This window comes from Candidatus Arthromitus sp. SFB-turkey, from assembly GCF_001655775.1.
Lineage (GTDB): Bacteria > Bacillota > Clostridia > Clostridiales > Clostridiaceae > Dwaynesavagella > Dwaynesavagella gallinarum.
In genome coordinates this window covers 25,657-48,614 of sequence record NZ_LXFF01000024.1, presented here as the reverse complement: position 1 = coordinate 48,614, position 22,958 = coordinate 25,657, and the positions used below count along the sequence as shown (strand labels likewise).

The 22,958-nt window shown below is 25.0% G+C and carries 23 protein-coding genes; 4 read left to right on the top strand and 19 right to left on the bottom strand.

The window, feature by feature from the left end; genetic code table 11:
• Positions 1-3 precede the first annotated feature (3 nt).
• Positions 4-1,005, bottom strand: a complete 1,002-nt coding sequence (gene pta / locus A6P36_RS05070) for a phosphate acetyltransferase (protein WP_066761606.1) — start codon at positions 1,003-1,005, stop codon at positions 4-6.
• Between the two features lie 187 nt (positions 1,006-1,192).
• Here pta and A6P36_RS05065 point away from each other — a divergent pair, with 187 nt between their 5' ends.
• A complete protein-coding gene (locus A6P36_RS05065; RefSeq protein ID WP_066761605.1) occupies positions 1,193-2,386 on the top strand; it encodes a nucleotidyltransferase in 1,194 nt (397 codons plus the stop codon).
• Positions 2,387-2,470: 84 nt separating this feature from the next.
• Positions 2,471-3,478, top strand: coding sequence for a sporulation integral membrane protein YlbJ (ylbJ, locus tag A6P36_RS05060; protein WP_066761603.1), 1,008 nt, complete (start codon positions 2,471-2,473; stop codon positions 3,476-3,478).
• Positions 3,479-3,768: 290 nt separating this feature from the next.
• Here the strand turns inward: ylbJ and A6P36_RS05055 are convergent, their stop codons facing one another.
• The 6 genes from A6P36_RS05055 to A6P36_RS05030 are packed head-to-tail and all read right to left on the bottom strand — an operon-like array spanning position 3,769 to position 8,598.
• Positions 3,769-4,581, bottom strand: coding sequence for a Cof-type HAD-IIB family hydrolase (locus tag A6P36_RS05055; RefSeq protein ID WP_066761602.1), 813 nt, complete (start codon positions 4,579-4,581; stop codon positions 3,769-3,771).
• A gap of 28 nt (positions 4,582-4,609) precedes the next feature.
• The gene (locus A6P36_RS05050) at positions 4,610-5,125 is read right to left on the bottom strand and encodes an ATPase (protein WP_066761600.1); all 516 of its coding nucleotides are present in this window, start codon (positions 5,123-5,125) and stop codon (positions 4,610-4,612) included.
• Between the two features lie 6 nt (positions 5,126-5,131).
• Positions 5,132-5,620: a pantetheine-phosphate adenylyltransferase gene (gene coaD, locus A6P36_RS05045; RefSeq protein ID WP_066761598.1), complete on the bottom strand. Its 489-nt coding sequence runs from the start codon at positions 5,618-5,620 to the stop codon at positions 5,132-5,134.
• Positions 5,613-6,182 (bottom strand): 16S rRNA (guanine(966)-N(2))-methyltransferase RsmD, encoded by a 570-nt coding sequence (rsmD, locus tag A6P36_RS05040; RefSeq protein WP_066761631.1) that lies wholly within the window; start codon positions 6,180-6,182, stop codon positions 5,613-5,615. Before rsmD ends, coaD begins: the two co-directional genes overlap by 8 nt.
• 10 nt (positions 6,183-6,192) lie before the next feature.
• Entirely contained in the window at positions 6,193-8,205 is a 2,013-nt protein-coding gene (gene recG, locus A6P36_RS05035) for an ATP-dependent DNA helicase RecG (RefSeq protein WP_066761596.1), read from the bottom strand.
• Between the two features lie 39 nt (positions 8,206-8,244).
• Entirely contained in the window at positions 8,245-8,598 is a 354-nt protein-coding gene (locus A6P36_RS05030) for an Asp23/Gls24 family envelope stress response protein (RefSeq protein ID WP_066761592.1), read from the bottom strand.
• Between the two features lie 144 nt (positions 8,599-8,742).
• Here A6P36_RS05030 and rpmB point away from each other — a divergent pair, with 144 nt between their 5' ends.
• On the top strand, positions 8,743-8,934 hold the full coding sequence (gene rpmB, locus A6P36_RS05025; RefSeq protein WP_066761590.1) for a 50S ribosomal protein L28: 192 nt from the start codon (positions 8,743-8,745) through the stop codon (positions 8,932-8,934).
• A gap of 32 nt (positions 8,935-8,966) precedes the next feature.
• Here the strand turns inward: rpmB and A6P36_RS05020 are convergent, their stop codons facing one another.
• The 7 genes from A6P36_RS05020 to deoC all read right to left on the bottom strand — a co-directional run bounded on the left by A6P36_RS05020 (position 8,967) and on the right by deoC (position 17,112).
• Positions 8,967-10,307, bottom strand: coding sequence for a sensor histidine kinase (locus A6P36_RS05020; RefSeq protein WP_156507981.1), 1,341 nt, complete (start codon positions 10,305-10,307; stop codon positions 8,967-8,969).
• Positions 10,288-11,013 (bottom strand): LytR/AlgR family response regulator transcription factor, encoded by a 726-nt coding sequence (locus A6P36_RS05015; protein WP_066761577.1) that lies wholly within the window; start codon positions 11,011-11,013, stop codon positions 10,288-10,290. Before A6P36_RS05015 ends, A6P36_RS05020 begins: the two co-directional genes overlap by 20 nt.
• Before the next feature lie 237 nt (positions 11,014-11,250).
• On the bottom strand, positions 11,251-11,574 hold the full coding sequence (locus tag A6P36_RS05010; RefSeq protein WP_082917623.1) for a TipAS antibiotic-recognition domain-containing protein: 324 nt from the start codon (positions 11,572-11,574) through the stop codon (positions 11,251-11,253).
• A gap of 76 nt (positions 11,575-11,650) precedes the next feature.
• Complete coding sequence (locus tag A6P36_RS05005) at positions 11,651-14,221, bottom strand: calcium-translocating P-type ATPase, PMCA-type (RefSeq protein ID WP_066761571.1); 2,571 nt, start codon at positions 14,219-14,221, stop codon at positions 11,651-11,653.
• A 166-nt stretch (positions 14,222-14,387) separates the two neighbouring features.
• Positions 14,388-14,972, bottom strand: coding sequence for a DUF4214 domain-containing protein (locus A6P36_RS08465; RefSeq protein ID WP_066761570.1), 585 nt, complete (start codon positions 14,970-14,972; stop codon positions 14,388-14,390).
• A 471-nt stretch (positions 14,973-15,443) separates the two neighbouring features.
• Positions 15,444-16,121 carry a GDSL-type esterase/lipase family protein gene (locus A6P36_RS04995; protein ID WP_242861665.1) on the bottom strand — a complete coding sequence of 226 codons (678 nt, stop codon included), beginning with the start codon at positions 16,119-16,121 and terminating at the stop codon, positions 15,444-15,446.
• 334 nt (positions 16,122-16,455) lie between these two features.
• Entirely contained in the window at positions 16,456-17,112 is a 657-nt protein-coding gene (gene deoC / locus A6P36_RS04990) for a deoxyribose-phosphate aldolase (RefSeq protein WP_066761568.1), read from the bottom strand.
• A gap of 147 nt (positions 17,113-17,259) precedes the next feature.
• On the opposite strand from deoC, the gene A6P36_RS04985 reads away from it, so the two are divergent.
• Positions 17,260-17,661 (top strand): hypothetical protein, encoded by a 402-nt coding sequence (locus A6P36_RS04985; protein ID WP_066761566.1) that lies wholly within the window; start codon positions 17,260-17,262, stop codon positions 17,659-17,661.
• Positions 17,662-17,718: 57 nt separating this feature from the next.
• Here A6P36_RS04985 and spo0A read toward each other — a convergent pair whose 3' ends face one another.
• From spo0A to A6P36_RS04960, 5 genes are all read right to left on the bottom strand, one after another.
• Positions 17,719-18,549 carry a sporulation transcription factor Spo0A gene (spo0A, locus tag A6P36_RS04980; RefSeq protein WP_066761564.1) on the bottom strand — a complete coding sequence of 277 codons (831 nt, stop codon included), beginning with the start codon at positions 18,547-18,549 and terminating at the stop codon, positions 17,719-17,721.
• 132 nt (positions 18,550-18,681) lie between these two features.
• Complete coding sequence (gene spoIVB / locus A6P36_RS04975; RefSeq protein WP_066761562.1) at positions 18,682-19,866, bottom strand: SpoIVB peptidase; 1,185 nt, start codon at positions 19,864-19,866, stop codon at positions 18,682-18,684.
• Positions 19,867-19,960: 94 nt separating this feature from the next.
• Positions 19,961-21,631 (bottom strand): DNA repair protein RecN, encoded by a 1,671-nt coding sequence (recN, locus tag A6P36_RS04970; RefSeq protein ID WP_066761561.1) that lies wholly within the window; start codon positions 21,629-21,631, stop codon positions 19,961-19,963.
• Positions 21,632-21,641: 10 nt separating this feature from the next.
• The gene (locus A6P36_RS04965; protein ID WP_066761626.1) at positions 21,642-22,103 is read right to left on the bottom strand and encodes an arginine repressor; all 462 of its coding nucleotides are present in this window, start codon (positions 22,101-22,103) and stop codon (positions 21,642-21,644) included.
• A gap of 25 nt (positions 22,104-22,128) precedes the next feature.
• The gene (locus A6P36_RS04960) at positions 22,129-22,953 is read right to left on the bottom strand and encodes an NAD(+)/NADH kinase (RefSeq protein WP_066761560.1); all 825 of its coding nucleotides are present in this window, start codon (positions 22,951-22,953) and stop codon (positions 22,129-22,131) included.
• Between the last annotated feature and the right edge of the window lie 5 nt (positions 22,954-22,958).

Sequence of the window (22,958 nt, the reverse complement as noted above, 5' to 3'; positions counted from 1 at the left end):
TCCCTAATTTTTACTTTGTGATTGAACACTTGTAACTGCAACCATATTTACTATATCACTTACACTACAACCTCTTGATAAATCATTAAGAGGTTTTGCAAACCCTTGACATATAGGTCCAATAGCTTCAGCATTAGCCAATCTTTGAACAAGTTTATAACCTATATTTCCTGATTGCAAATCTGGGAATATCAAAATATTTGCTTTACCTTCTAACTTACTGTTCGGAGCTTTTGATTTACAAACTTCAGGAACTATAGCAGTATCTAATTGAAGCTCACCTTCTATTAATAAATCAGGTCTCAATTCATTTGCTATCCTACTAGCCTCAACAACTTTATCAACCAACTCATGTTTTGCACTTCCCATAGATGAAAAAGATAACAAAGCAACTTTAGGCAATATTCCTGCTAATGCTCTAGCATTATCTGCAGTTGATATTGCAATACATGCAAGTTCTTCTGAAGTTGGATTTGGATTTACAGCAGAATCTGCAAAAAACATTATTCCATTTTCTCCGTATTCTCTATTAGGAACATCCATTATGAAAAAACTTGAAACAATTTTAGTTCCTGGAGAAGTTTTAATTATTTGCATACCTGGTCTTAAAAGATCAGCCGTAGTATGTACTGCACCTGACACAAGTCCATCTGCATCACCACATTTAAGCATCATAGTTCCAAAATACATTTCATCTTTTATAATCTCTTTAGCTTTTTCAAGGGTCATTCCTTTATTCTTTCTAAGCTCAAAAAATAAATTCACATATTCATCATATTTTTCAGAAGTTTTAGGATCAACTATTGTTGCACCATCTATATTAACATTTAAATCTTTAGCATGTTTTCTTATATCATTTTCGTTTCCAACTAATAAAACATCTGCTATTTTTTCTTTCAATATAATCTCAGTGGCTTTAATTGTTCTTTCTTCATTTCCTTCTGGTAAAACTACCCTTTGTACGTTATTCCTAGCCAATTCCCATATTTTATCTAATAATCTCATAATAAACTCCCTTCAACTACAGCACAATAAACTTAATTTCAATTATAAACCAGTTAATTAACGTGTTCAATATTTGTTACCAATATAACACAAAAGTAAATTATATATTTATAATTAAAAATGTACTATACTCTTATTATTGTTATAAAACAAATTTTTATTTGAATTTTTAAGGGGTAAAAATATTATGAAAATTATTGCTATAATCTCCGAATATAATCCGTTTCATCTTGGACATTTACACCAAATAAATGAAATAAAAAAAATATTTAAAAATGAAAATATAATAATAATTTCAATAATGAGTGGAAATTTTATACAACGTGGGGAACCAAGTATTATTGATAAGTTCAAAAGATGTGAAACAGCTCTTAATAATGGAATAAATTTATGTTTTGAAATACCTGTTCAAGTTTCTCTTTCGTCTGCTGAAGGATTTGCATATGGAGCTATAAAAATTCTTCATGAATTTAAACTTATAGATTTTATTTGTTTTGGGTGTGAAATTCCTGATGAAAATAAATTAAATATTATTGCAGATACATTAATCTCAGTTAATAAAAATGATTTAAAAAAATATTTAGATCTAGGATTTTCATTTCCAAAATCTCAAGAATTAATGATATCTGAGAAATTTAATGATATTAATTTAACGAATTTCATAAAATCACCAAACAATATTTTAGGAATCGAATATTTGAAATCTATAAAAATTTTAAATAGTCCAATTAAAATAATTCCAATACAAAGAATAGGTGGAAATTATAACGATACATTTTTACACAATCAATTTTCTTCTGCAAGCGCTATAAGAAATGTTCTCTTAGACTCTAAAAATGATATTTCAATTTTAAAAAATCATATCCCTGAAGAAACGTATAAAATATTAAACGAAGAATATTCAAATAAAAATTTCATCAACAAAGAATTCATGTTCAAATATATAAAATACAAACTTATGACAAACAAAAACATACATAAAATAGAAGATGTGAATGAAGGTTTAGAAAATAAATTCTACAGTGAAATTTTAAAATCAAATTCTTTAAATGATTTAATATTAAATGTAAAATCAAAACGTTATACATATTCAAGAATCAGCAGAATTTTGTCAAAATATTTTATTGGATTTGAAAATTTTGATAGAGATTACATAAAAACTTTAGACAACTACGTAAGAATTCTTGGATTTGACAAAAAAGGATTGGAACTTTTAAACAAGTTAAAAAAGAAATCAAAACTAAACTTAATTTCAAAATTTAATAAAAAAAATTCTACACTTGCTCCACTAGACATTCTAGCCACAAAATCCTATTCAATTTTAAATAAAAGCATTTCTCCTCTTCAAGATTTTGAAAAACCTCCAATAATAAAATTATAATTCATTTGAAATTTATAATATCATAATATTTTTTTTCTTTCATAACAATTAATTATACAAACAAAAGAAAGGGAGTATATTTAATTGTTAATTTTTTTTATTTTTTCTATAGTAATTCTAATATTTTTCTATATATGTGAAAAATCAAAAATAAACGTATTAGTTACATTTTTAATAACAATCATAATCACATACTTAGTAATATTTCCAAAATCATCAATTGAATCTGTATCATCAGGAACAAATCTTTTTATAAAATCCGTATTTCCAACATTATTTCCATTTTTGATTTTAACAAATATTTTAATAAACTACGGTGGGATAAACATATTTGGAAAACTATTTGGAAAGTTATTAATTAAACCTCTAAAAATTTCTAAAAATTCAATTTTCCCTTTAATGGTAAGTTTTATTTGTGGATATCCTCTTGGAACAAAATATCTAAATGATTTACATAATAAAAATTTAATTTCAAACAATGAATTTCAACGCATGATAAACATCGCATCGAATGCAAGTCCTTTATTTTTAATAGGAACAGTTGGAGTATCAATGCTTAATAACAAAACCCTAGGATACATACTTCTAATTGCAAATTATTTATCATGTATACTAATATCTTTTTTAATTCCATATAAAAAAGACATTTTAATAAATGAACTTCCCAAAAGTACAAACACAAAAAATAATTTTGGGGAAATATTAAAAGCTTCATTAGAAAATGCTATAAAAACTTGTTCAATTGTTGGAGGATTTATCATACTGTTTTCTCTAATAAAAGAAATTCTTATAAATAACATTTACTCTCAAATTTTATTTAATAATTTTCCAATACTAAAATCTTTAGTAATTGGCTTTTTTGAAATAACCAATGGGATAAATTTATTAAGTCAAACAAATATTTCTATTCCATTAAAACTTTCTATTATAAGTGCTCTTTGTGCATTTAGTGGAATTTGTATAATTCTTCAATGTTACTCGTTTGTTTATAAAAATCAATCTTTCAAATTAAACAAATATATATTTTACAAATTAATTCAATCTATAATCTCATTTATTATCACTTACATAAGTTGTATAATTTTTACATGAAAAAACCTCTACAAAACAATTTGCAGAGGTTTTTTCATGTTAGTTTCAAATTAATAATTTGCAAATCTTTATATTTTGGAGGTATAAAAATTTAACATAATATTTCAAAACTAACAAATCTCGTATGGATAAATTAAAATGACTTTTAAAATTTATTTAATAGTGATTATCATTATCATAAATATAATATAACAAATTTTCAAAAATAATGCAAGTACAATTTTAAAATTTTATAATTATTTTTTACAGCAACAAAAAAGTATAGATGCTTAATCTATACTTAAAATTATTTATAACACAAATTCATTTATAACTTTTGCTACTCCATTATTATCATTAGTATCTGTTATATAATCTGCAACATTCTTAATTTCATCAATTGCATTCCCCATTGCGACACCTAAACCTGCAAATTTTATCATTTCAAAATCATTTTGCTGGTCACCAATCGAAATAATTTCCTCTCTTGAAATATTAAACATATTAGCTAAATCTCTAACAGCATTTCCCTTATTACAATCTTTATGAAACAACTCAAGTACTATAGGAAGACTACGAACAACAGCAAATTTTTCATATATAAAGTTCGGTACATTTTTTTGAATTTCATTTATTTTATCTTCTTTTCCTAAATATAAAACTTTAAACGCTTTTTTACTATCATCAATATTTTTATAAAAATTTGGCTCAATAAAAACCGGCATACCTATATGCTTTCTCTCAAACTGAGTAAATTCATTATCTTCTAGTACAATACATCCTTCAGTATTAAAATCATAAATATGAAGTTTTGCTCCAAGCTCAATACCAGTATTACACAAAGTTTTTAAATCATTTCCACTAACTAAATTCGCTTTTAAACATTTTAGAGTTTTAGTATTGTACAAAGATACACCATTATTTGTTATAGCATATTCCTCTCTATCGCCGAGTCCAACTTCATTTATAAATTCAACTATAGCTCTGATTCCTCTTCCAGTTGTAAAAACAATTTTTACCCCTTTATTAATTGCATTTTTTATAGCAGAAATATTTTCATTAGAAAGTTTTCCTTGACTATTTAAAAGAGTACCATCCATATCAATAGATATTAACTTATACAAATTCAAACCTCCATTAATTAAAATGAAATTATTTTATTTTGTCTAAATCCGCCTTAACTCTCTCAGATATATCTTTATATAATTCAGACATATCATAAACATTTTTAGAATTAATTTTTTCCAAAGTTTCTACAAAACTCTTCCTATTATTTTCCATATCTTCAACTAATGACTTTAAAACTTCCTTTACGTAGTCATTAGCACCACACCTTATAGCCTTAGCCTCCCCTTTAGCTATATCAATTATACTTTTCGCTTTATTTCTTGCCTCGATAACTATATCATGTTCCTCTACTTCTTTCTCTATTCTAAGTTTTGCATCTTTAATAGCTTCTTCACTAAATTTTTTGGCTTCTCCAATTATTCTATCTCTTTCACTTATTATCCATTTAGATCTTTTCAATTCATCAGGTAAAGCATGTAAAATTTTCTTTATCAATTCTAACATATCTTTTTTATGTAAAACAATTTTCCCTGTTATAGGAATTTCTGTAGCATTTTCAACAACTTCATTCAAATAATCTAACCACTGTAAAACATCCATAATAAATCACTCCAAAATTTTACGTATTATATCTTGCTCAATATTAGATGGAACCAATCCTGAAATTTTGCCACCAAATTTTACAATTTGTTTTATAGAAGATGAACTTATATATGACAAATTCTCTGTAGTCATAAGAAAAAACGTTTCTATATTTGGTGCCATTTTATTATTCAAAAACGCCATTTGAATTTCATATTCAAAATCTGAAAAAGCTCTAAGACCCTTTATTATTATGTTAATATTTTTTTGATTCATATAGTCTATCAATAAACCAGTGTGGCTATCAACAACTATTTTACCACAATTTTCAATAGTAGATATTGATTTTATAATAAGTTTCTCTCTCTCTTTTATAGAAAATAATGTTTTTTTATCTGGATTTACAAGTACACAAACAGTTATCTCATCAAAAATTCTTGAAGAACGTTCTATTATATCAAGATGACCTAAAGTTATAGGATCAAAACTACCTGGTATTATTGCTCTATTCATTTAAATTCTCCTTATATCTATAAAAACAAACTGTTGTATTTCCATATTTTCTATAATCAACCAAATTTATATTTTTTGATTCAATAAATTTTCTTTCTGAAGTTGAGATTTTTGTAACAATAATACCATTTTTATCTAAAATCTCTAATTCATCAATAAGATTTATACTTTTCTCAACATAATCAGTGTTGTAAGGTGGATCTACAAAAATTAAATCAAATTTTTGTTTCCCTTTAAATCGTCCAAGATTTGCATCAAACTCACCTTTTATTGCAAATGCACTATTTTCAAAACCTAAATTTTCAATATTCTTTTTTAAATATGAAAATATAACATCATTTCTATCACATAAATATGTAATCTTAGCTCCCCTACTGCAAGCCTCAAGACCTAAACTACCCGTACCTGCAAATAAATCAAGCACAACAGTATCATTATTCAAATTATTTTGAAGTATATTAAAAATAGATTGCTTAACTCTATCTAATGTAGGTCTTGTAACATCATAACCATCTGGAGAAATAAGTTTTTTTCCTTTAGCTTTTCCCGTAATTATTCTCATTTTTATCTCCTTAATTAAAACAAATAGTTTTATCAATTGCATCTAACTTTTTCTGTACATTAACATAAAACTCATTTATTTCTTCTTTATTCAAATTATCCATATACTCAATATCTTCTTTAACGTTTCTTAAAACATCTATATCATTCATTACATTTGCAAATACAAACCCTGTATCTCCATGTTGTTTATATCCAAATACATCTCCACTACCTCTTATTTTTAAATCCTGTTCGGATAAATAAAAACCATCATTACTTTCAACAAGAGTTGAAATTCTTTTCTTTGTTACGTTATTCATCGAATTTGTTACAAGCAAACACATTCCTTCTTTTGATCCTCTTCCAACTCGTCCTCTTAATTGATGAATTTGTGAAAGACCAAATCTCTCTGCATTTTCAATAACAATGACAGTAGCATTTGAAACACTAATACCAACTTCTATAACCGTAGTTGAAATAAGAATATCTAAATTTCCATCTTTAAAATTCTTCATAACCTCATTTTTTGTTTTATTATCCATTTTACCATGTAAAAAACCTATGCTATATGAAGAAAGTTCCGAGGATTTTAATTCGTTATAGATTGATTCAACTGAAACTAAATCCATTTTTTCACTATCTTCAATCAAAGGGCAAACAATATAACATTGTCCCCCTTTATTAATTTCAGTTTTTAAAATTGTATAAATCGCATCTCTGTTTTCCTGTTTCATATGTATAGTTTCAACTTTTTTTCTATTTGATGGAAGCTCTTTTATAGTGGATATATCCATGCCATTATATATGTACAAAAATAATGTTCTTGGTATGGGTGTTGCTGTCATAACCAAAACATCACAATTCTTTTCTTTACTCTTATGTATTAATTTAGACCTTTGACTTACGCCAAATCTATGTTGTTCATCAAAAACAATATATCCAAGCTTATTTATTTCAACATCATCTTCTAAAATTGCATGAGTGCCTATCAAAAAAATTGGACTATCTCCTTTGAGTTCTTCCTTTATAATTTTTTTATCCTTTTCTTTTACGCTTCCAACTAAAAGTCTTATGTTTATATTAAATTTTTCAAACAAATGCATTGCTTCGTTATAATGTTGCATTGCCAAAACTTCAGTAGGAACTATCATACAAACTTTATAACCATTTAAAATAACATTAAATATAGTTATAAATGCAACAATGGTTTTTCCTGAACCAACATCTCCCTGCAAAAGCCTATTTATTGAAAAATCACTTTTTTGTTCTAATAAAATTTGTTTTATAACTTTATTTTGATCACTTGTTAATTGAAAATCTAACGACTCTTTTAATTTTATCAGCTCATCTGTGAAAATTTTAAATTTAATTCCTTCCGATTTACGATTCAGTTTATCCCTTAAAAATTTCGTTTTTATGAAAAAATATAATAACTCTTGATATTTAAATCTCTTTATAGATTCTTCCAAAGATTCCTTATTCTTAGGTAAATGAATATTTTTTATCGCATCATTTAATGAAATTAATTTTCTCTTACTAATAATTTCTTTAGGCAAATTCTCTTTAAGATTTACACTATCTAAAACCGTTCTAACAATATTTATTAAATATGTATTTGACATACCTTTTATAGTTTTATACTTTGGTACAACATCACTTGTAAAATCTTTAACTTTCTCAGCATTAAATATCTCTATGTAATTTTTACTTTCCTTAAAAGTACCATAAACTTTATATTCATTTCCAACTATAAAACTATGTTTCATATAAGGTTTATTAAAATAAACTAGTTTTGCAAATTTTTGATTTTCATTTCTCATTTTTATTGTGGTTATTATTAAATTTTTTCTTACAATAACATCTTTTAAAACTTCACTTACAATTCCCTCAAAAACACATTTCCCAGAATTTAAATTAATATAATCATATCCCCTTGGAAAATACATAATCAAATCTTCAATTGTATTAATTCCATTTTGAAAAAATAATTCAGAATATTTCTTCCCTACCCCTTTTACACTTGTAATATTTTTATTAAGCATGCTCACCTTCTACAAATTCAAACTACATAATTATAAAAATTAACTTTCAACTCTAATCCCTTGTATATTAACAGTTATTGAATCAACAACAATTCCTGCATAATTTTCAATACTGTATTTAATTTTTTGAATCACATCATTCGCAATAACAGATACTTTAATTCCATATTTTACAATTACAAACACATTAATATTTATTTTTTTATCAGCAAAACTAATCTTAACTCCGTTGTTTATGTTATTATTTTTTAAAATTTCTCCAATACCTTCTTTAACATTACGATTAGCCATTCCAACAACACCGCTGCACTCCATTGCAGATATAGCCACTATATTTTTTATCAATTCCTCACTATAATAAATATTTCCTCTTGATGTCTCAATTTGTAACATAAACGGTCTCCTTTTTCTCTTTTTTTTATTTTATATTATTGATAATATTAATTCAATAATATAGTTATTGATTTTTTTATTATTTCGTGTTACGATTGAGGTTGTTTATATATCATAACGTCAAAAGATGGAGGTGTATATAAAATGTCTAAGAAATGTGAAGTTTGTGATAAAGGTGTAGTTTTTGGTTGCCAATACAGTCACTCACATAGAAAATCTAATAGAAAATGGCTTCCTAATTTAAAAAAGGTTAAGGCTATAGTGAATAATTCTCCAAAAACTATAAAAGTTTGTACTAGATGTTTACGTTCTGGAAAAGTTCAAAGATCTGTTTAAACAAAAAAGTGTAACTAAATTTAAAAATTTAATTACACTTTTTTATCTTTATCATCTATTTGATCAACATCATAAAACATAACTTTAACTTTAAAAAATTTATCATCACAGTAAATTTCAAAAAATCCATTATTTCTCTTCATAACTTCTTTAACATTTCTAAGTCCAATTCCATGATTTTCTTTGTCTTCTTTACTTGTTTTAGATTCTAAAAATCGATTTTTACCATCATAAGTATTTGATACAGAAATAGTTAAGGTTTTCTTATCATAATACCTTATAAATATTTTTATGTATCTCATACTCTCTTCAAGTTTACATGTGGCTTCTATTGCGTTATCAAGAATATTTCCTAGAACAACTACTAATTCAAATTCATCAATTTTTAATCCTTGCGATACATAAATATTTGTATGCACTTTAATATTTAACATAATGGATTTGTTTAATTTGTTATTAATAATAACGTCCATCGCTGGATTGCCTGTAATAATTAATCTACTAATAACAATCTGCTCTTCATAAAACATTTTTTTAATATAATTTGATAATTCTTCATATCGCTTATCTTTAATCAAAACAGACATAACCAAAATATGATTCTTAAAATCATGTCTAAGTTTTTTCACTTCATCAATATGTTTTTTAAACTGAATCATCAATTCGTCATAATAATTTATTTTAAATTTAGCATTAGTTACTATCTCTTGGTTATAATTAAGATATAAAACAACAATTATAAAATTAATTATAAAAGCTGTATTCATTATAAATATAAAAAATATTATATTTCCTATAACATTCTGATTACGCTCTATATTATAAGCTACTCCAACTATAAAACCTATGAATAATGGTATCAAAGTTAAAGTAATTAAATAAATATTTTTCAAATTTTTATTGTACCTTAAAAAATCAAAATAAGGCTTTATTAATTTTAATATAAGACCTATAAATATTTTCAAAAATATAATTATGATTATATGTACTATCCATTTTTCTATAAAAATCACCTGAGTAACATTATAAAACACATATAAAAATCTAAGTAAAAAATTAAATATTAACGTTATAAAACAAAACAATCCTAAAATTTTAAATGTATCTTTCAACCCAATCTTATTTTTCAAACAAATAACTAGTATTATTGAAAAAGATAACAAATAAACAAGAAAATATTTCATTTGAACCATATGTATAATTGAAATAACACTTGAAAACCATGTATATATATAACTTTTATAATCGTTTCCAATTAAGATATTTTTTTCAAAATAATTATCCAAAAACAAAAAAACTACGTAAATATAAAAAATATTAACAAACATCAATATAAGTGTTTCAAAAATAACACTATTTAAATTTGAAATCATTTCTTTCACTTATCTGCATATACAATTTCCTAGTATCCTTCTTTTTTCTCTCACTTATATCTAATTTTTGTCCATCACTCATTATAACGTAGTCATATCTTATTTGATAAATATGATGGTAATTAATTATATAAGATTTATGAATAAACATAAAATCAAAATTTTTAACTATCTTATATATTTCACTTAACTTTCCATAAAATTCATGCTGACCATCAACAGCATACACAATTACCATTCTTCTAAAACTTTTAAAATAAATTATATCTTTAAACTTAATTCTCAAATTTGATTTCCTAGATTTAAATTCATAAAAATTATTTGAATCAAAAATATATCTATATATTACAAAAAAAACATGTTCAAAATCTGAAAACTTCAAAGGCTTTATTAAAAAACCAAACGGTTTTATATTGAATATATCCACAAAATACTGATCACTAACAGATATATAAACAATTATCGTATCAAACATAGAGCGTATTTTTCTTCCCAATTCAATTCCATTTATACCTGGCATTTGAATATCCATAAAAATAATATCAAATTTTTCATTATTATTTATACATTTTAAAAAGTCTATCCCTGATGAAAATACATTAACTTTTAAATCAATATCATCATTATTATTCTTTATCTCATTTATGTACTCTTTTATCTTGTTTGCAAATACATAATCGTCATCACAAATAGCTATTTTTAGCATTATAATCTCCATAGATTTAAGAATTTTTATAAACACACTCTTTATTACAATCATTCTATAGTAAACAAAATTTTTTCTCAATATTTTTTATAATAATTTATTAATCAAATTAAAATATTTATTATAAAAATTTTTAAAACAAATATTTAGAATATAAATTCAAAACTATAAATTTCATTTTTTCAGAAAAGTTTTAATATTATACAAAAAAATTAAAAAGATGGGAATTATCCCATCTTAATGTTTGGATTTTTCATCACAAAAATATACAATGGCTTTTGATAAATAACTTGGCATATCTTCACCATAATTTTTAATTAATGTTTGTGAAAAATCAGAATTAAATTCATACACTTCAGCTAAACCTTTAAACATTTCAATTGAACAATCATAAAATTTATTCATCCAATTAAAAAGATTTAAAATTTGAGCTTGTACATCTTCATCATCAAAGCTTTTACTTGAAATGCTATTTGCAATCTTTTCAAAAATTTCATGTCTATCTTTTTGTTCTTTTAAAAAATCTTCCTTCTTCAATGAACTATAATCTATTTTTTCCATAAACCCTTATCACCTATTTATTTAAATTTTTATAATTAATTATAATATACTTTTTAAATAAATACTCAATGTTTTTTTACTTTGACTTACTTCTTTTAAAAAGTGCATAAACACTACTAGCAACTGCGATAAATCCTGAAAATAAAAGAACAATTCCCCATTGTATTAAATTCATAGAAGTAGTCTTAAAAATCTGTTGTAAAAAAGGAACATATATTATGCCTAAAATCATTACAACTGATATAATCACAGATAATAACAAATATTTATTTGACAATAAATTTATCTCAAACAAAGTTCTACTTTCAGATTTACATTCAAAAACATGAATTAACTGAGATAAAACAAGGGTTACAAGAGTCATAGTTCTACAAGTACGAATACTAAATCCCATATAAAGCCCAATAATAAACGTAAAAATTGTACTTATACCAATTAATGTACCTCTAAATAATATTTTTTCCCAAAGCCCCCTTGAGAAAATACTTTCATTTTTAGGTCGAGGTGGCTGACTCATTATACTATCATGAGAATTATCAACACCAAGAGCCAATGCTGGAAGACCATCAGTTGCTAAATTTACAAATAAAATTTGAATTGGCGTAAGTGGATTAGGTAAACTAAACATTGACGCTAAGAACATTGTTAAAACTTCTCCAATATTACATGAAAGAAGATATCTTATGAACTTTCTGATATTCAAATAAATTTTTCTTCCTTCTTCAACTGCAGATACAATGGTACTAAAATTATCATCTAATAAAATCATTGAAGAAGCTTCTTTTGTTACATCAGTTCCTGATATCCCCATAGAAATTCCAATATCAGCTTCTTTTATTGCTGGAGCATCATTAACTCCATCACCAGTCATAGCAACTATATGATTTTTATTTTTAAAAGCTTGTACAATTCTTAATTTATGTTTAGGTGTTACCCTCGCAAAAACTTTTACCGTATTAGTCGCATGCTCTAAAGCTTTATCGGACATATCTTCTATTTCATTCCCTGTTAAAACTTCACTAACTGAATTACAAATATTAAGCTCCTTAGCTATTGCAAAAGCTGTATTTTTATGGTCACCAGTTATCATAACAGTTGTAATTCCAGCCTCTTTACATTTAACAACCGCCTCTTTAGAATCTTTTCTCGGAGGATCTATTATTGCACAAAATCCAACAAAGATAAAATCTTTTTCAACATCATTTATATTTGTTAAATTTTCTTGTTTATATGCTGCCCCAAGACATCTTAAACCCCTTAAAGATAGCATTTCAATTTCTTTTAAAATTTCTCTCTTTTTAGCTTGAGTAAGAGAAACAACATTTCCCCTATGTAAGTAATATTTACTCTTTGAAAGAATTTTTTCTGGCGCTCCTTTAGAAAGTAAAATATTTTCCTTATTAATTGGATCGCGAACAATTACCGTAGCCATCTTTCTATCTGAATCAAATGGTATCTCATTTATTCTCTTATATGAGTTATAATATTTTTCAAGCATTTCAACATCGTTAAAATAATACTCAATAAGTGCTTTTTCCGTTGGGTCTGCTACAATTTGGTCTTTAAAATTTTGCTCACTTTTGTTTATATTAAAGTCATTACATATTACAAAAATCTTCTTTAAAATTTCATTTTTATTTACTTCTTCATTATAATTTTCATAAACTTTTCCATCAAAATAAATTCCTCTAACTGCCATTTTATTTTCTGTTAAAGTTCCTGTCTTATCACTACATATAACAGAAGTGCAACCTAATGTTTCAACTGATGGAAGTTTTCTAACTAAAGCTCTTCTCTTTAACATTTTTGAAACTCCAAGTGCTAAAGCAACAGTAACTATTGCTGGTAATCCTTCAGGTATAGCTGCAACAGCTAAACTTACACCAATTAAAAACATATCAGTTATAGATTGTCCTCTTGCTATTCCTATAACAGTAACAACTGCACAAATTGCTAAACAAATAATAACTAAAACTTTTCCTAAACCTTCCAATCTTTCTTTTAAAGGTGATTTATCTTGATCAATATTTTGAAGCATATTGGCTATTTTACCCATTTCAGTATCCATTCCGATATTTGAAATTTTGGCATACGCTTTTCCTTTTAAAACTGTTGTTCCCATGAAAATATTATTTTCTTTATCTTTAATACTTTTATTAACACCAACCGATTCTCCTGTTAATAAAGACTCATCAACACTCAAGTTTCCATTTATAATTTTTGCATCTGCAGGTATTCTGTCTCCAGACTCAAGAAGTATTAAATCATCAATTGTTAATTCTGAAGCATCAATTATTTTTAAATTTCCATCTCTTATAACTTTTGTTGTGGGAGATGAAAGTTTTTTTAATGATTCTAATGATTTTTCAGTTCTAAATTCTTGAACAAAACCAAGGATAGCATTTATTACAATAATTACAACTATAACTATAGAATCTGCAACATCTCCAAGAATTCCAGAAATAATCGTTGCAAATATTAAAATCCAAATCATTATGTCATTGAATTGAGACAACAAAATAGATAATGCAGAGTTTTTCTTCTTTTCTTTTATTTTATTTTTACCATAATCTTTAATATTTTTTTCAACTTGTTCCTGAGTTAAACCATTTAATCCTATATCTTTCACCAATTTTTCCTCCATCATAATTATTTAGTAAATATATATTTTCTTTTTATTTAAATAATTACTAAAAGAATAAACAAAAAATTTTTTTCAATTTTTAGTAAAATAAAAAAACCTCTAGTAAAAATACTAAAGGTTTTTTAAAATATTTATATTTCACAACTTTATTTTTAAATGGTTTCTAATTTTAATACAAAATTCCTATTTTTTGTGCTATTTGTTTTAACTCATCAGACTTCATCATTTCTTTTACAGTTAATACAATAGCATTCTTAGAATTATTATTTTTCAAATTCTTATTATATTGATTCATCCAATAATTTAATCCCTCATCATCTATCTCTCTTTCAAACGCTTTTTTATATGCATTTTCTAAATATTTTTTCAATTCTTCTTTATTAACATTTAACTGTACAACATTATTTTTTTGAGTACTTGTATTAGAATTAGATACATTACTACTTGAACTAGATGATGTTGTTGAAGATGTATACTTTACACAAATATTACAAGGATCAGATTTACTTGATATTACATCTTTAAGTTGTCCGCTATAAACAGTTTTACTCCTAGATAATGCAGAACAATTTCTACTTAAATGAAATGATTTTCCACTAGGAGTATAATAAACAGTTGGATTACCTAACGCATTAACTATTGATTGTTGAGCTTGTACAATTATTGTTTTATGTTCAAAACCAGAAAAACCTCCAACACCTGTAAAAGAGAATAAAGTAACAGCTATCAATGTTTTCAATAAGAATTTTTTCATTTGCAACCTCACACAATTTAAAAATATTATAAACAACTTATATATTATAAAATTTTCTTAAACCAAATTCTATATTTTAAATATTAACTATTTGTTACTTTAATTAAACTCACATAATCCCTATATAAATTATAATTAAATAAATTAAAGGATAAGGAGTTTTAAAAATGAGTATAACTTTTCGTGAATTTAAACACGCTTTTTCCAATGACAGATCAATATGAAATTTGTCGCGTACATACGCAGAAAACAATTTTAGACTCTATTTAAAATCTAAATCTTCAAACAAAAATGATTATAAATTTAATGAATTTAATCAAGAAGATATGGACGTATTAATCAAACTATATGTATCTGCTTACAATCACATAAGTGACATCATAATTAACAATAAAAACCATAAAAATCTATTGTGCCAAAAAAAAATTTAAGTTTACATACTTAGTATGTAAACTTAAATTAGTTTATATATTAATCTTCATCTTTTTTAAGTAATTTTTGAATAATTGGTTTCAATGCAGAAGTCAACTTCTCGTAACCTTTTAAAGTAAGATGTATTCCATCATGAGTATAAGAATTAATTAAATTTCCTGACTTATCAGATAAATCTTTAAATACATCAACATAAGTTAGATCTTTAAAATGATTTTCAAATTCTTTAAGAGTTTTATTTATCTCTATTATACGAGAATTTTCTCTTCCGCCTCCACCTATTGCATCTTTTCCATATCTTGCCTCATCACATGGCAATATTGATATCAATACTATATTAACCTTTTTAAGAATAATTTTTAACTCAGTTATCACTCTAGCAATATTAAAAATTATTTCTTCATCCCGCTTATTATAATACTCACTCATATCATTCGTACCAACTAACATAACAACTGTTTTAGGATTATGACGTATAACTCCTTGTTTAATGATATAAAACAATCCTTCTGTAGTTATTCCAGATACCCCACAATTAAACAACTTACTTTTAATATCTGGAAAAAATCTATTTAAATCATAATCTCTAATTAACGAATCACCTAAAAAAACAATTTCCTTAGTTTCTCCGTCCCATTGTGTAGAAAGTACACTATTTAAAAAATTTACCATATATTCTTCTATTTGAAATTTTTCATATAAATAATTCTTTGCCACTTAAATTCCTCACAAATATTTAAAATTATTTACATATATATTATTCACTATTTTTTTACAAAATAAATATTTTTAAAAATATATTTATTCAAAAGTTTCCTTTAAGGATTCTTTAATTATATCTTTATAATCTTGTTCGTTCAATTTTATTTCACCAAAACAAATATTTTTCTCCATAAATTGCTCCCCCTTTCATCTAATAATCACATATCCAAAAATCTTATTTTCATTTTCGTAGATTTTATATTATTTTTAAATATATAAATAAATTCTGGTGGCAAATTAATTTTATCGCACCAGAATTTTATATTCTAAAATATTTTAAAATATTATATTATTTTGTATTTTGTGCATAATCTTCCATAATATTAACCGTTGAAGAACAACCAATTCTTGTTGCTCCAGCATCAATCATAATTTTTGCAGAATTTAAATCTTTTATTCCTCCAGATGCTTTAACACCCAAATCATTTCCAACAACTTTCTTCATTAAAATTATATCTTCTTTCTTAGCTCCTGCTTTTGACATTCCAGTTGAAGTCTTAACAAAATCTGCTCCGGCTTCTTTGGATAACTCACATGCTTTAATCTTTTCTTCGTCAGTTAAAAGACAAGTCTCTATTATCACTTTTAAAATTTTATTTCCACAAGCTTTTTTCAAAAGATTAATTTCATTTTTCACATAATCATAATCTTTATCTTTAAGTTTTCCTATGTTTATAACCATATCTATTTCATCAGCATTATCTTTTAAAGCTTGCTCTGTTTCAAATAATTTTGATTCTGTACTCATACTACCTAAAGGAAATCCAACAACAGTACAAACATCTACATCAGTTTCTTTTAAAATTTCTACACATTTTTTTACATAACATGGATTAACACAAACTGAAGCAAAATTATATTTTTTAGCTTCCTCACATAAATTTATAATTTCTTTTTCAGTTGCATCTGCTTTTAAAATTGTATGATCAAAATATTTACTAAACATTATTATCTCCCTTTAATTTGATATTTTTTATTTTTGTAATTATAACATATAATAAAAGTTAAGCGTTATTAATAAAAAAAATATTGAATTACAAAAAATAAAATAATACTATATAAGTATATAATTTTTAGAAAGAGGAGTTTATAAATGGGTTTTAAAGATAAAATAACAGATTATTACACGAAATCTTATCTCAAAAAATACGGAGATAGATTAACTCAAGCTCAAGGAAATGTACTATCAGTTAAAATTGATGTAAAAAGATATTTGTGGATTTTTTATGTACTTACAGCTGTTGTTTTGATTAAACCAGAACGTAGCAAAAATATAATAAAATGTACTTATAAGAAAAAACGATGGTTTAAAAAACCCTTCTTCATAAATATTAATCAAGGACACCTTGTTATAGTTCAAGCCCTAAAAGATAAAAAAGTGAGAGAAAATTTAAAAATATTAAATATAAGAAATTTATCTAACAGACAAGATTTAATTCCCGTTGACCAACCACAACCTAAAAGTTTAACTAAAGTTCAAAGAGTTCGTAAATAATTTTAAAAAGCAAGAGAAGATTTTAAAAATCAAACTCTTGCTTTTTGTTTTTAAAACTTATCCAACTTTATTTTTCAATCGTAATCTATCTGCAACCATTGCAATGAACTCAGAATTTGTTGGTTTTCCTTTTTCATTATGTATTGTATATCCGAAGATTTTATTTATACTTTCAATCTGCCCTCTACTCCAAGCAACTTCTATAGCATGTCTAATAGCTCTCTCAACTCTACTAGAAGTTGTATTATATCTTCTCGCAATTGACGGATACAATTCTTTAGTAACCGCAGACAACAATTCTATATCATTAACAACCATCGAAATCGCTTCTCTTAAATAAAAATATCCCTTTATATGAGCTGGAACTCCAATCTCATGTATAATACTTGTAATTTCACTTTCCAAATCCATAGACTCTATCTCTTTAGGAGAATTTTCTAAATCTTGATTTGAAGATTTAACAACACACTCTTCTTTATGAACAAAATATTTTTGATCAGATGCAATATTAAACATTTGTCTTATTCTTTTAATAAAAACATCCATATCAAAAGGTTTAAGGACATAGTAATCAACACCTAATTTAATAGCATTCTGTGTAATTTTATCTTGTCCAACAGCTGATAATACAATAACTTTAGGAGCTAATTCTGAGTCTTTATTTAAATTTAATTTTTCCAAAACACCTAAGCCATCTAGATGCGGCATTATTATATCTAGTATAACTAAATCAGGTTTATTTTCGTCTATAAACTTTAATGCCTCAATACCATTTTTAGCAATACCAACAACATTAAAACCCTCTTGATTATTTAGATAATCTTTTAAAATTATACAAAATTCATCATTATCATCAGCAATTAAAATTTTTATATTCTTATCTTCCAATGTTTTTCGCTCCTTTAAAAAATTCGCCTCTTTTAATCTACTTTAAATTGTTCGACAAAAGATAAAAATATCCTTTTATTTAATATTTTTTTCTAAAAATAAAACTACATTAACTTAGTTAATGTAGTTTTATTAATCGAAAATTTTACTTTCTTTAAGCATCCATTCTATATATATACCATATCCTGTGTCTGGTTTATTAACTAACACATGTGTAACAGCTCCAACTAGTTTATTATTTTGTATTATAGGACTACCACTCATACCTTGAACAATACCTCCAGTCTTTTCTAAAAGCTCCTCATCTACAACTTTTATAATCATACTTTTAGAACTAGGATTGTCTTGTTGTAGTAATTTTTCTATTACTACATCATACATTTTAGGTTCATCGTTATCAATTGTAGAAATTATTTTAGCTGGACCTTCCTGTATTTCATTTTTCAATGCTATACTCAATTTTTCACCATAAAAATTTTCTAAACTATATTCTCCAAATATACCGTATTTAGTATTGTGTTTAACACTACCTAATTTTATATCATCGTTTATAAAAACACCTTTTAATTCACCTGGATTTCCTTTTTCTCCTCGTTTAACATTTACTATAGATGAATTAACAATGTTCCCCTTACTTATTTTTATTATGTCTCCAGTATCAACATCAGTTATAGGATGACCCAACGCTCCATAAAGTCCTGTTTCTGGATCAATAAAAGTTACAGTTCCAATACCAGCTGTCGAATCTCTAACCCACAAACCAATTTTATTTTTTCCATCAGATGTTTTTACAGGCTTTACTTTTTTATATAAAATTTTTCCATCTCTTTCTATTTTTACATCTAATTCATCTAACTTTAGAGAATTTAAAGTTTCAGCTAAAAATTCAGATGAATTTATTTCTATTTCATTTATAGCTAGTATAACATCGCCTAAATTTATACCACTTTCTTTGGAAGGACTGTATGGTTTTTGTTCTTCATTTTCTATATCAGAAAATCCAACAACAAGTGGTCCATTAGTTTGAAGTTTTATTCCAACAACATTACCTCCAGGATACAATTGAATTTCTTTAGGAATTGCCATAACCTCAACAGTTTTAATCTTAAATCCTAAGAATTCAGCATCATACTCTGATATGTTATCGTATATTTTTTTTAAAGTATAATTTATTATTCCTTTATTTGATTCTAAATTATTTCCATCTCTTAAAAATACAACCTCTGGAATACTAATAAAAACAGAGGAAATATACAAAAACAATACTAATATAGGAGTAAATATTGCGAAAATTTTAATAAAATTTTTCATCCGCATTTTAATTCCTCCTCTTCACAAGAACATATTAAAACAAACAAAAAAAATCATGAGCAAATATACTCATGATTTATTGTTTCATTTTAAATATATTTTATTCTATCAATTTTTTATTACCAATAAGTTCCTTTGCACTTATAAAAGCACTTTCTGTGACATTCTCTCCACCAATCATTTTTGCTATCTCATTTATTTTTTCATCAAAATTTATAATTTTAACTTCTGTATAAGTTTTTTCGTTTTCAATTTTTTTCGTTGCTACATAATGATTATCTGAAAGACTAGCAATTTGCGGTAAATGTGTTATACAAAAAACTTGACATCGTGATGATAAATAATACATTTTTTCTCCAACTTTTTGTGCTATCTTACCACTAACTCCCGTATCAATTTCATCAAATATAATTCCTGAAATAGGTTCATTTCCTAAAAATACTATTTTAAGAGCAAGCATTATTCTAGATAATTCTCCGCCCGATACAATCTTTGATAAATTTTTTAAAGGCTCTCCCTTATTAGTCGATATAAAAAAATTAACGTTATCATTACCAAGTAAACCAAATTCAGAATCTTTAGTTATATCGATCTTAAAAACAATATTTTCCATTCCCATATAATTAAGCTCAGAAATAATTTCTTCTTCAATACGCTTAGAATATTTTTCACGAATATCACTTATTTTATTTGCTTCAAAACACAATTCATCATATAAATTTTTCTCTTGATTCTGTAAATTTTTCAATATACTTTCTTGATTTAAAACTTCATCCAAGTAAATATGTAATTCTTCATTATAATCAATAAGATCTTTAACCGTGGCTTTATTAAACTTTTTCTTCAAAGAATTTATAAAATATATTCTAGAATTTATATTATCAAATTCATTTAAATCAAAATGAATATTATCTCCAATAGACTTTACATCATCAAAAATACTTTCCAAATCATAATAAATACTTTCTAACCTATCAACTATATTTTTAACATCATCTAAAATATAATCAACGGTCTTTAAAGATTTAATAACATTCATCAAATTTGTATTTATTGAATTCTCTTCTTTATACTTTAAATTGTCCATCGATTGATTAATTATTTTACTTATTTTCTCACTATTATTTAACAATTTAATTTTAGATTCTAATTCTTCATCTTCTTCCACAATAAGATTTGCTTTATCCAATTCATTAATTTGAAATTTTACATAATCTATATAACTCTCATTTAACTTACTATTTTTTATTTCATCTATTTTAGATTTAACAAAAATCCATTCTTTATAAATTTTTAAATAACTATCAAAATTTATATTACTTCCTATATACTTATCTAAATAATTAATGTGTTTACTGTTATTCAACAACTCATAATTTTGATGTTGAGTATGAATATCCATCAAATATTTTGAAATCAATTTTAAAATATTGTTTGTAACAGTTTTCCCATTTATCCTTACAATACTTTTTCCATTTAAATATCCTTCACGTCTTATAAATAAATAATCATCTATGCTAATACCATTTTCCTCAAGAATCTTATTTATTTTTTCATGATCTATATCAAAAACTGCTTCAACTACGGTTTTCTCTTCTCCATTTCTTACAATATTTTTGTTAAATTTAAAACCTAATATAAAACAAATAGCATCAATTAATATAGATTTTCCGGATCCTGTTTCTCCTGAAATTACAGTAAAACCTTTTTTAAATTCCAAATTAAGATTATCTATTAAAGCAAAATTTTCTATTTTCATTTCCTTTAACATTTAAATTCACCTAACTTTTTATAAGTTTATTTATTTTATTTTGTATATAGTTAAGTGAATTTTCATTTCTAACAAGAACAAAAATAGTATTATCTCCTGCAATATTTCCTGCAATATCTTCTAAATTTAATGAATCTATAACTTCTCCAACAACAGACGCTGCTCCTGGAAGTGTTCTTATAACTAAAATTTTATCTATAGTTTCCATAGATAAAATACTACTAGCAATTATGTTTTTATATCTCTCTATCTTCTTAGCTTCTTCAAGTTCTCTATTACTCAAAATTCCATATTTATATGTACCCGAACTTGTTGAAACCTTTATAAGTTTTAAAAGTTTTATATCTCTCGAAACCGTTGCTTGAGTTACATCAAAACCTGCAATTCTTAATTCATCAGCCAATTCTTCTTGAGTTTCTATATCTTTATTAGTTATGATATCTATTATTTTCTCATGCCGTTTATTCTTCAACATATCAGTATTTCTCCTTGTAGATTTAAATTCTGTTAATTAATTTTTCTCTTAGAACACTATAATAATCATAAAAATCAAATCTAACAATTGAACAACTTTTTTCAAATTTACAAATTTTAAGAAGTTGTTTTCCTAAAAGCATTTCCTGTCTTTGACCATCTACAACAACATAACAATTATCATCAATGCCATCAATCTCTAATTTTATTGTACTTTCTGAACCAATAACTAAACTTTTGGCATTCAAAGAATGTGGACAAATCGGTGTTATAATTATAGATTCAATACTCGGTAATACTATAGGACCACCTGCTGACAAAGAATACGCTGTAGAACCAGTTGGAGTTGCAATTATTAAACCATCACCTGAAAAAGTACTATAATATTTATCATCTATAAAAATTTTAAATTTTAATAATCTAGACATAGGTAATTTCATTACAACAATATCATTTAGCGCAACATACTTTTTCACACAATCATCCGCATCCATAAATGCACTAAGCATAATCCTTTTTTCAATATAATAATTATTATTTTTTATAAACTCTACTGCTTCACCTATATCATTTATCTCTATACTAGCTAGAAAACCTAAAGTTCCATAATTAACTCCAACTATTGGAACTTGATGGTCTTTAAGAATCCTAACATTCCTTAAAATCGTTCCATCTCCTCCAATAATAAACAAAAATGATAATGTATGCTTTTCCTTTTCAAGATCAATTCCATCCAAAAATATTTTTACTTTACAATCAGGAATTTTATTTTTTAATGTTACCCATATCTTCTTCAAAATTGTTTCATAGTTAGCTTTTGAAGTATTAACAGATATGCCAAATATCATAAAAT